Below are 1,967 nucleotides of genomic sequence, written 5' to 3'. Positions count from 1 at the left end.
GCCTCGGGCATCCAAGCAGCAAGCGCGTTACGCCGTGGGTCGATGTTTGATGTTATGGAGCAGCAACGATGTTACGCAGCAGGGCAGTCGCCCTAAAACAAAGTTAGCCATATGAACTCGGAATCAGTACGCATTTATCTCGTTGCTGCGATGGGAGCCAATCGGGTTATTGGCAATGGTCCTAATATCCCCTGGAAAATTCCGGGTGAGCAGAAGATTTTTCGCAGACTCACTGAGGGAAAAGTCGTTGTCATGGGGCGAAAGACCTTTGAGTCTATCGGCAAGCCTCTACCGAACCGTCACACATTGGTAATCTCACGCCAAGCTAACTACCGCGCCACTGGCTGCGTAGTTGTTTCAACGCTGTCGCACGCTATCGCTTTGGCATCCGAACTCGGCAATGAACTCTACGTCGCGGGCGGAGCTGAGATATACACTCTGGCACTACCTCACGCCCACGGCGTGTTTCTATCTGAGGTACATCAAACCTTCGAGGGTGACGCCTTCTTCCCAATGCTCAACGAAACAGAATTCGAGCTTGTCTCAACCGAAACCATTCAAGCTGTAATTCCGTACACCCACTCCGTTTATGCGCGTCGAAACGGCTAACCATTCCGTCAACGGGACGCCAAAATGCTGCGCATTTTGGTTCCCTCCGCTGCGCTCCGGCTCTCGTTACGTCCAACGTTAGCACCACTGAAACCCAGCTTTATTTAGCTCATGTTTATTCAAACGGCATTTAGCTTTTCAGGCGTTATTCAGTGCCTGTTTTGCCTTTTTTCCGGGCTTCGCCTGCATGGGCTGCGCAGGTTTTCAGTCTTTTTGGCCTCTAGCCCTTGCGTAGCAAGCGCAAGCAGCTATCGTTTTTGCAGTGCTGTGCCGCCTCGGTGGCGCAGCGTTTTTTCACGGTTAGCGCCCGTCGCCAAATTCAAGTTATCCGTTTTGGCTTCTGGTTCTAACATTTCGGTCAAGCCGACCCGCATTCTGCGGTCGGCTTACCTCGCCCGTTAGACATCATGAGGGAAGCGGTGACCATCGAAATTTCGAACCAACTATCAGAGGTGCTAAGCGTCATTGAGCGCCATCTGGAATCAACGTTGCTGGCCGTGCATTTGTACGGCTCCGCAGTGGATGGCGGCCTGAAGCCATACAGCGATATTGATTTGTTGGTTACTGTGGCCGTAAAGCTTGATGAAACGACGCGGCGAGCATTGCTCAATGATCTTATGGAGGCTTCGGCTTTCCCTGGCGAGAGCGAGACGCTCCGCGCTATAGAAGTCACCCTTGTCGTGCATGACGACATCATCCCGTGGCGTTATCCGGCTAAGCGCGAGCTGCAATTTGGAGAATGGCAGCGCAATGACATTCTTGCGGGTATCTTCGAGCCAGCCATGATCGACATTGATCTAGCTATCCTGCTTACAAAAGCAAGAGAACATAGCGTTGCCTTGGTAGGTCCGGCAGCGGAGGAATTCTTTGACCCGGTTCCTGAACAGGATCTATTCGAGGCGCTGAGGGAAACCTTGAAGCTATGGAACTCGCAGCCCGACTGGGCCGGCGATGAGCGAAATGTAGTGCTTACGTTGTCCCGCATTTGGTACAGCGCAATAACCGGCAAAATCGCGCCGAAGGATGTCGCTGCCGACTGGGCAATAAAACGCCTACCTGCCCAGTATCAGCCCGTCTTACTTGAAGCTAAGCAAGCTTATCTGGGACAAAAAGAAGATCACTTGGCCTCACGCGCAGATCACTTGGAAGAATTTATTCGCTTTGTGAAAGGCGAGATCATCAAGTCAGTTGGTAAATGATGTCTAACAATTCGTTCAAGCCGACCGCGCTACGCGCGGCGGCTTAACTCCGGCGTTAGATGCACTAAGCACATAATTGCTCACAGCCAAACTATCAGGTCAAGTCTGCTTTTATTATTTTTAAGCGTGCATAATAAGCCCTACACAAATTGGGAGATA

General features: G+C 51.6%; 2 protein-coding genes and 1 pseudogene. All 3 read left to right on the top strand.

From position 1 onward, the window contains the following. The first annotated feature begins 111 nt into the window (after positions 1-111). The 3 genes and pseudogenes from dfrA12 to ACOTX3_RS25905 all read left to right on the top strand — a co-directional run bounded on the left by dfrA12 (position 112) and on the right by ACOTX3_RS25905 (position 1,855). A complete protein-coding gene (dfrA12, locus tag ACOTX3_RS25915) occupies positions 112-609 on the top strand; it encodes a trimethoprim-resistant dihydrofolate reductase DfrA12 (protein ID WP_001083725.1) in 498 nt (165 codons plus the stop codon). Between the two features lie 111 nt (positions 610-720). Beyond that, complete coding sequence (locus ACOTX3_RS25910; RefSeq protein WP_001336345.1) at positions 721-1,011, top strand: DUF1010 domain-containing protein; 291 nt, start codon at positions 721-723, stop codon at positions 1,009-1,011. Between the two features lie 5 nt (positions 1,012-1,016). Continuing rightward, positions 1,017-1,855: pseudogene (locus ACOTX3_RS25905) on the top strand (AadA family aminoglycoside 3''-O-nucleotidyltransferase). Positions 1,856-1,967 lie beyond the last annotated feature (112 nt).

The organism is Enterobacter cloacae complex sp. IR5384 (assembly GCF_049237265.1).
GTDB classification, from domain to species: domain Bacteria; phylum Pseudomonadota; class Gammaproteobacteria; order Enterobacterales; family Enterobacteriaceae; genus Enterobacter; species Enterobacter cloacae.
The sequence above is the reverse complement of the archived record's forward strand: the minus strand, read 5'-3'. Positions and strand labels throughout refer to the sequence as shown.

What these genes read in the sequence shown, in the direction of transcription:
- ACOTX3_RS25910 (WP_001336345.1), top strand. Translation starts at nt 721, where the DNA reads ATGTTTATTCAAACGGCATTTAGCTTTTCAGGCGTTATTCAGTGCCTG.
- dfrA12 (WP_001083725.1), top strand. Translation starts at nt 112, where the DNA reads ATGAACTCGGAATCAGTACGCATTTATCTCGTTGCTGCGATGGGAGCC.